General features: G+C 49.3%; 6 protein-coding genes. 4 read left to right on the top strand and 2 right to left on the bottom strand.

Going from position 1 to position 8276, the window contains the following annotated elements; genetic code table 11:
* Positions 1–182: 182 nt before the first annotated feature.
* From JW883_12910 to JW883_12895, 4 genes are all read left to right on the top strand, one after another.
* Positions 183–1625 carry a cysteine--tRNA ligase gene (locus JW883_12910; protein MBN1843165.1) on the top strand — a complete coding sequence of 481 codons (1443 nt, stop codon included), beginning with the start codon at positions 183–185 and terminating at the stop codon, positions 1623–1625.
* Between the two features lie 141 nt (positions 1626–1766).
* Complete coding sequence (gene uvrB, locus JW883_12905; GenBank protein MBN1843164.1) at positions 1767–3761, top strand: excinuclease ABC subunit UvrB; 1995 nt, start codon at positions 1767–1769, stop codon at positions 3759–3761.
* On the top strand, positions 3758–5623 hold the full coding sequence (locus JW883_12900; GenBank protein MBN1843163.1) for a RiPP maturation radical SAM C-methyltransferase: 1866 nt from the start codon (positions 3758–3760) through the stop codon (positions 5621–5623). Before uvrB ends, JW883_12900 begins: the two co-directional genes overlap by 4 nt.
* A 9-nt stretch (positions 5624–5632) precedes the next feature.
* Positions 5633–5983 carry a hypothetical protein gene (locus tag JW883_12895; GenBank protein ID MBN1843162.1) on the top strand — a complete coding sequence of 117 codons (351 nt, stop codon included), beginning with the start codon at positions 5633–5635 and terminating at the stop codon, positions 5981–5983.
* A gap of 2 nt (positions 5984–5985) precedes the next feature.
* Here JW883_12895 and JW883_12890 read toward each other — a convergent pair whose 3' ends face one another.
* Positions 5986–7581: a SidJ-related pseudokinase gene (locus JW883_12890; protein MBN1843161.1), complete on the bottom strand. Its 1596-nt coding sequence runs from the start codon at positions 7579–7581 to the stop codon at positions 5986–5988.
* 491 nt (positions 7582–8072) lie between these two features.
* A partial coding sequence (locus JW883_12885) for a Txe/YoeB family addiction module toxin (protein MBN1843160.1) occupies positions 8073–8276 on the bottom strand: 204 nt, incomplete at its 5' end.

Genomic DNA, 8276 nt, shown 5'->3' with positions numbered 1-8276 from the left:
GCACTCGGGCGGGAGCATACCGAGGTATGTGACCAACCGAGCAACGCAGAAGACGGCCCAAAAGACGAGCAAGATGTGACAGTTATTGAGTGACGAGCCCTTAGTCCCTGCTCACAAATAATTGAGGAATTTGGGAATTCAGGGATTGAGGAATTAGAAACGGGTTCAACAGACAGTTGGCTATGCTGAAAATCTACAACACCTTGACCAGAAAAAAGGAGATCTTTGAACCCATAGAGCCTGGCAAGGTCAAGATCTATGTGTGTGGGCCCACGGTTTACGATGCAAGTCATATTGGCCACGCCCGTTCTGTGGTCGTGTTCGATGTGATTGTCCGCTATCTCAAGGCCACAGGCTATGACATTAGTTATGTGCGAAATTTCACTGACATTGATGACAAGATTATTAACCGGGCCAACGAACTGGGCATTTCGACCAACGAACTGTCAGAAAAGTATATTCATGAATTCTATGAAGACATGGATGCCCTCAGGGTGGAGCGGGCAACTGAGGAGCCGAGAGCCACAGAGCATATTCCCGAGATCATCAGTGTGATCCAGCGCCTTTTTGAGCAAGGACTAGCCTATGAGGCTGGAGGCGACGTCTTTTACGCGGTGGAACGTTTCAAGGGTTACGGCAAGCTTTCGGGTCGCAGGTTAGCGGATATGCAGGCGGGGGCCAGAGTGGAGGTCGACGAGAACAAGCGGAATCCGTTCGATTTTGCCCTTTGGAAGGGGGCCAAACCAGGTGAGCCCGTGTGGAACAGCCCCTGGGGAAAAGGTCGTCCGGGCTGGCACATAGAATGCTCGGCCATGAGCAAACACTTTCTGGGGCAGCCCTTTGATATCCACGGTGGGGGCAAGGACTTGGTGTTTCCACATCACGAAAACGAGATTGCCCAATCTGAAGGAGCCTTTGGAGGGACCTTTGTGAATTTCTGGATACACAACGGTTTTGTCCGGATTGATCAGGAGAAGATGTCCAAATCGCTTGGGAATTTCTTGATGATCAAGGACATTCTGAAACAGTATCACCCTGAGATGGTTCGCCTGTTTCTCCTTTCCAGTCATTATCGAAGCCCGGTCGATTTCACAAAAAAGGCCATGACAGAGGCTGAAACCGGCCTTGAGAAGATATATGCCTTGTTAGGGAGGATGGCCCAATCCATAGGGATGGATGCGCCTGACCTTGATGAAGAAGAACCAGGGGACCTTTGGGTACGGTGTTGCGAGGCCATGGATGATGATTTTAACACAGCCAGGGCCATTGGACTTGTGTTTGACACAGTGCGACGGCTGAACCGGGTTATGGATGATACGGGAGAAAAAGGGGAGGCGCTGGATCAGGCGATGCTTAGGTCTGTCCGGGCAGATTTGGTGCGTGTGGGAGAAGTTCTCGGAATTGGGACAGAGTCGCCTTCTCATTTTTTTGAACAGAAGAAGGCTAAGGCCTTAGAGGATGAGACAATTGATGAGACCTTGGTGGAGGGACTCGTCGCTGAGCGGATCGAAGCGAGGCAGCAGAAGAATTGGGCCCGGGCTGACCAAATTCGTGATCAGCTTACCGCCATGAACGTTGTGCTTGAGGATCGGCCGGATAGGACAATCTGGAAGATCAAGACTTAGCCAAGTGAAATACTGGCATGATGTAATCATGAAGTATGAGAATAGTGGAAACCGCACTGCTTCTTTCCGTTCCAACTTTCCGGCGTTCCAACATGCTGTTGTCCTCTGCCTCAGGCGGATGGAGCGCAGCGGAGCTGTTCATTGTCTTCCTTCAGGTTGATCTCCAGTTTTGCGCCAAAAGGCGACCAATCCAAGGCCATTGAAGCGCTGAGCAAGGGCGTAACGCAGGGGGGGCGCAACCAGGTGCTCCTGGGTGTGACAGGTTCTGGCAAAACCTTTACCATGGCACATGTGATTGCCCAGGTCCAGAAACCCACCCTGGTCATTGCCCCTAACAAAACGCTGGCCGCCCAGCTTTACGGCGAGTTCAATACGCTCTTTCCTGAAAATGCCGTCGAATTTTTTGTTAGCTACTATGACTATTACCAGCCTGAGGCGTACCTGCCTGCAGTTGACACCTACATTGAAAAAGATGCTTCGATCAATGAGATGATTGACAGGTTACGGCACTCGGCCACCCGGTCTCTCCTTGCCCGCCGTGACGTGATCGTTGTAGCCAGCGTATCGTGCATTTTTGGCCTTGGAGCCCCTGAAGACTACCTTGAAATGTGCCTTGAACTCAAGCCTGGGGCTACCATTGAGCGAGATGTGATGCTCAGCAGGCTCGTTTCCATGCAGTACACCCGAAACGACTATGATTTCCATCGAGACACCTTTCGCGTAAGGGGAGACCGCGTGGAGATTTTCCCGAGCTATGAGGATCAAAAGGCCATTCGCATTGAGTTTTTCGGTGATACCCTTGAGCAAATCCATGAAATAGACCCGCTTTTAGGCAAAGTCCTGAGGTCGATTGAAAAAGTAGTCATCTTCCCAGCCAGTCATTACGTGGCTTCGAGGGTAACTCTGAAGAATGCGGTGAAATCCATCAAAGAGGAACTTAAGGGGCGTATTGATCATTTCAGGGCAGCCAAAAAATGGATTGAGACGCAACGTATCGAGGAGCGCACCAATTTTGACCTGGAGATGATGCAGGAACTCGGTTACTGTCACGGAATTGAGAACTACTCGCGACATCTGACGGGAAGGAGCCCTGGAGAGCCGCCCCCGACCCTGCTTGACTACTTCCCAAAAGACTATCTACTCTTTATTGACGAGAGCCATATTGGGGTGCCTCAACTTCGAGGCATGTACCACGGAGATCGATCCCGAAAGGAGACCTTGGTGCAATATGGGTTCAGGCTTCCCTCAGCCCTGGACAACAGGCCACTGAACTTTGAGGAATTCATCCAAAAGATTTCCCAGGTTATCTTTGTGTCGGCCACTCCTGGAGACTATGAGATTGAGAAGGGCGAGGGTCGTGTTGTGGAGCAGGTCATACGTCCGACTGGACTTATTGATCCAGAGGTTATCATCAGGCCGGCTGAAGGCCAAGTGGACGATTTGCTTGAAGAGATCAGGATTAGGGAAGAACGGAACGAAAGGGTCCTGGTGACGACGCTGACCAAACGCATGGCAGAGGATCTCACGGATTATTACGAGGATTTGGGCATTCGGGTCCGTTATCTTCACTCTGATATTAAGACCATGGAACGAACCGAGATTATTCGCGACCTTCGTCTGGGGGTCTTTGACGTACTTGTGGGCATCAATCTTCTCAGAGAAGGCCTGGATCTGCCTGAGGTCAGCCTCGTAGGCATCCTGGATGCTGACAAAGAGGGGTTTCTTCGTTCGGAGCGGTCTCTGATCCAGACCTGTGGTCGGGCTGCAAGAAACGTCTATGGCACGGTGATTCTCTACGCAGATCGTGTGACACGTTCCATACAGAGGGCCGTTGATGAGACAAACCGGAGACGAAGCCTTCAGGCGGCCTATAATAAGAAACACGGTATCACTCCAGAGACCATACAAAAGGAGATAACCAGCATCCTCACCTCCGTCTATGAGGCTGACTACGTGACCGTGCCAGCGGTTTCAGAACCTTCTGTCAAATACAAATCAGGGGACGAGCTTGAGGAAATCATCCGGGAGCTTGAGGAAGAGATGAAAAGGGCAGCAAAGGTTTTGGCCTTTGAAAGGGCAGCAGAGCTTAGAGACCAGATCAAAGACTTGCGGGAACTGGACATGGGCCTAAGATGAAGACAGAGCGCGCGGATCAACTCGAACGTATTGTCTTGGTTTCAACGCCATGGCCTCTTTACAGCCGGCCTTCTATTCAGCTTGGTGCGCTGAAGGCCTATTTGAAAGGCCGGTTTCCTGATCTGAATATACAGGCACTTCATCTTTATCTTAAAGTGGCGGAAAGGATCGGGTACAAGCTCTACCAGGCGATCTCGGAAAGGACCTGGCTGGCAGAGTCCGTGTACGGCGCCCTGTTATTTCCTGAACGTAAGAAAGAGATCAAAAAGATTTTTTACGGCGAGGCAAAGGGCCAGGCAGAGCTTCGCAACGTTGATTTCGATGCCCTGACCTCTGAGATCAAGGATGAGTCTGATGGGCTTATCCGTGCGGTGGACTGGGCGAGATGTGGGCTTGCGGGTTTTTCCATCTGTCTCTGTCAGCTCACATCATCGCTTTATTTCATCAAACGCATCAAACAGGGGTTTCCTCATTTGCCTATTGTGGTGGGCGGTTCCACATTTGCCGGGGACATGATTTCTGGACTCCTTAAGTTTTTTCCCGACGTGGACTTTGCGATAAATGGCGAAGGTGAACTGCCCCTGAGCGCACTTATCTGTCAGGTGAGGGACTCGCTGGGGAATGATGACTTTCGCCCTATTTCAGGTGTTGTCACGAGGCAAGAGAGAGAAGCCGATACCCCTGTCACTTTTTATCAACTGGAAAACCTTAACAACCTGCCGCCCCCGGACTATGACGACTACTTTTATCTCTTAAAGACACTGGATCCTGAAAAGAGGTTTTTCCCGACCCTTCCTGCTGAAGTATCCAGGGGATGCTGGTGGCGGTCTGCGAAGCCTTCTTCGAAACGTACGGGGGGGTGTGCCTTTTGTAACTTGAATCTTCAGTGGAATGGGTACAGATCCAAGGGCGTGTCTCAAATAGTCTCTGAGGTTGATTACTTGACCACAAAGTACAAGGCCCTTTCTGTGGCCTTTATGGATAACCTTCTTCCGCTGCGCCAGTCCAAGGAGATATTTTCCCAACTTGCTGCGCTGGAAAAGGACTTCCGCCTTTTTGCAGAGCTCAGGGCGACCACGCCACGTGACGTTCTCAATGCCATGAAGGCTGCGGGAACCCACAAGGTCCAGATCGGGATTGAGGCGTTGAGCACTCGACTCCTTGGAAAACTCAACAAGGGCACCACAGCCATCCAGAACCTGGAAATCATGAAGCACTGTGAAGAGTTGGGGATTTCAAACATCTCAAATCTCATCCTCCGTTTTCCGGGTAGCGATGCTGAAGATGTGGATGAGACCCTTCGTACGCTTGAATTTGCCGTGCCTTTTCGGCCCTTGAGATTTGTCCATTTTTGGCTTGGCCTTGGAAGTCCGGTGTGGCAAAATCCCGGTTCCTTTGGTCTGAAGGCAACCTTTAATCATCCTTACTATGCGCTCATGTTCACACCTGATATTTGCCGGTCTATGCGTTTTATGATCCAGTCCTACAGGGGTGACCTTTCATATCAAAGAAAATTGTGGCAACCCGTGAAGAAAAAAATGAGGGCCTGGAAAAAGGTTTATGACAAACTCCACCAAGGCCCTTCCTGTTCCCCCATCCTTAGTTTTCGCGATGGAAGAGATTTCTTGATCATTCGCGAGAGGCGCTTTCAGGCAGCCCCGTTGACTCACCGTCTTGTGGGAACGTCCATGGCGATTTACCTTTTCTGTGAAAGGCATCGTTCCCTTAAGAGCATCGCGGCGCGCTTTCCAAAAGCGGGAGAGGAGAAGATCGTCCCTTTCTTGAAAATGATGGTGGACAAGAAAGTGATGTTTGAAGAAAATGGAAGATACCTGAGCCTGGCAGTGCCAGTGCGTAAATAGGAGTGATACATGATGAGTAAATACATGCAAATGAAAGTGAGCATTCTTCCCTATTACAAGAAAGGTCTGGGTGAAGCCTACCCCGAAATTGCCCGTCGCCTCAGTTTCCTGGACGAGGCATGGGTGGAAAAAGGGCCTTCCCTGTTTGAAATTGTGGGAAGGCTTGACAGACTGCTCTATGAACTGGAAGGGGACCCACCTTTCAGAGAAATCCTTCTTCAGCACAGGATTACTCTGCACCGGCATTATGAAGAAATAGAAGAACAAATTGCCGACTGGCATTTGGCTAAGGTTGATCAAATTTTGTACAAGGTGGAAGACATATTTGATGAGATAGAAAGGGAGCTGGGCAAGATATGATGTCAGAAGTGTTCTCTCCAATATCTGCCAACAATACACAAAGCAGACATTGTGCCTACTGACTCGATGAGTTCCGGTAGAGATATGCTTTCGTTGAATCCACCCAGATGTGGACCGGTGTGAAGAACAATGTCTTTGATTCCTTTCTGAAGTTTGTCTATCTCATCGTCACAATATCCCCTCTCTCTCAAGAAAGACCTGAATTCTTCTTTGGTCATTTCCTTTTGGTCTGCAACTCTTAGCATCTCTTCCATATGACGATCTACACCCATTTCGTCGATCATCCGGCAAGTAAGTTCATCGACATTGAAAGGTAGGTCTCCCGTGAATTCTGTTTCTACAAAGCCATGGTAGTAATTGAGAAAAATGCCTTGTATGATCTTCTTAAGGACTGGTTTGTCAAAAAGGTCGCGGGCATCCACTGGCTTTCCGTGCTTGTCAAATCCTATTCTGGCTCTATTCTTGTTGCGAAAATAGCTGCCTGCAACCAGTAACAGGCTCAAGATATGGCTGCCAATATGGCGGTAAAGATGCCGGTTCGGGCCTTTGAAGGCAATGAAGTGTTCGAAGTCCCTGATGCCCGTAAGACCAAGATTGGGATAGGAGCAGGAATCGAGCCACCTGTCAAGCCTGCCTGCTCGGAACCATTCGTAAAGGCCATGATCTCTTCTTCTGCCCCTTTGAACCCGGTTATGAAAGAGCGGGATGGGGGCGGAATGGACAATGCCCAAAGAGGTCAGTCTTCCCAGCAACCGGGCATTTCTGAAGACAATATCTTTGAATCCCTCGCTGGCCGGCGGTCTATTTTTCATGTAATCGTTGGCATAGGTGAAATAATCCCTGTCAGCAATAAAACCTATTGCATAACGTTTTGGATGAAGATCCAGTGTGCCGGGCAACTCTACAGGCATATTCTTTAAGCTGAATACATAGCTATTCTCTATCTTCATGGGCAAAGGGATATTGAACCTCAAAGGGAAAGAATAGACTCCTTGACGAAGATGTTCCATCCAAAGCGTTTCTCGGGTGAGGGAGTGAGGAGAATCGTTAGGCCGGGCCAGTTTCAAGACCAGTAATTCATCTGCTTGATCGAGTGGAGCAACGAGACTTCTTCCGAAAAAAGCGCCGGGATAGGATATTCTGAGGCCCTTTTCATCCAATATCTGCTGCCAGCTTACGCGAGGCACATTGTTTGTGGTGACGTCCTTTAGGCCCGGGCCTTGAATTGAAAAGGGGAGGCTACCCAGGGCTTCAGTGCTTACTCTGTGAGCATGTCCGGTGGTTGTGGCAAGGACGTTCTTGAGAGCGCAGTATGCCTGGTCGGCCATGGTTCTTTCTTGGGAATTAGTGATAATACAGGCCAGTGTGTCCGCGGCCAGCTTGAACAGGAAGAACCCTCGTCTTTGAAGAGAAAACTCCGGGTCTGTGAGAAGCTCTTCCAGGATGAGAGTGGTATCCGGGCCGATAATCTCAGGATTGGATTCGGCCAGGCACTGCAAATCGTAAACAGCAAAATACCTGCTTGTAAAATTACAGGCCTTATCTTTGAGCTTATTCTCTGAATGGGCCTTTTGTCTTTCTAAAAACGGATCCTTCATGCGTCTTTCAGAAGCTTCTTGAAGCCCTCAAGTGTACCCTTCCATCATTCTGCTTTTTGTTCATATATCAGTATTACAGAAAGGGTCAATACGATGGTATAAATTCGGATACATAATTTCGCATTCCCTGGGTGAATCCCCCCGGAGTGGATGACATGGAGTCCTAATCCGAAATACTTTGTCAGCTATATGCGCCACGCATCCATAATGAGAAAATAAATAGTTATTTGTAACTTTTGGCCACCTTACGAGGGGCTTCGCCTTGAAAAATTAGATCCACAGGTCAAGCAGGCAAAGACACCCTCTTATGGCTCATGAGCATTTCAAGTCATGATGTGAGCAAGCTCTGAACTCACGAATTCCGCATTTACCCCCATATATTGGTATTGGAGAAAAGGAAAATGCGGAAAATTTTCGGGATAAGGAGTTGTTCGCGCCGCCTGCGGCGGCGCGAATGCCGATCAGCTCGGCATTGGGGCTACAGGAAATGATCAGTAGTGGTAGCGCAACTGGGCGATATGAATCGCATTTTCAGATACTTTATAAACGAACCTGTGTTCATCAGTGATTCGTCGGGACCAGTAGCCGGAAAGAGCATGTTTAAGTGGTTCAGGTTTTCCGATACCCTCAAATGGATTTCGTTTCGTTTCTTTGATGAGGGTATTGATACGACGAAGAACCTTTTTATCGGTTTT

This window comes from Deltaproteobacteria bacterium, assembly GCA_016930875.1.
Taxonomy (GTDB): domain Bacteria; phylum Desulfobacterota; class Desulfobacteria; order Desulfobacterales.
The sequence above is the reverse complement of the archived record's forward strand: the minus strand, read 5'-3'. Positions and strand labels throughout refer to the sequence as shown.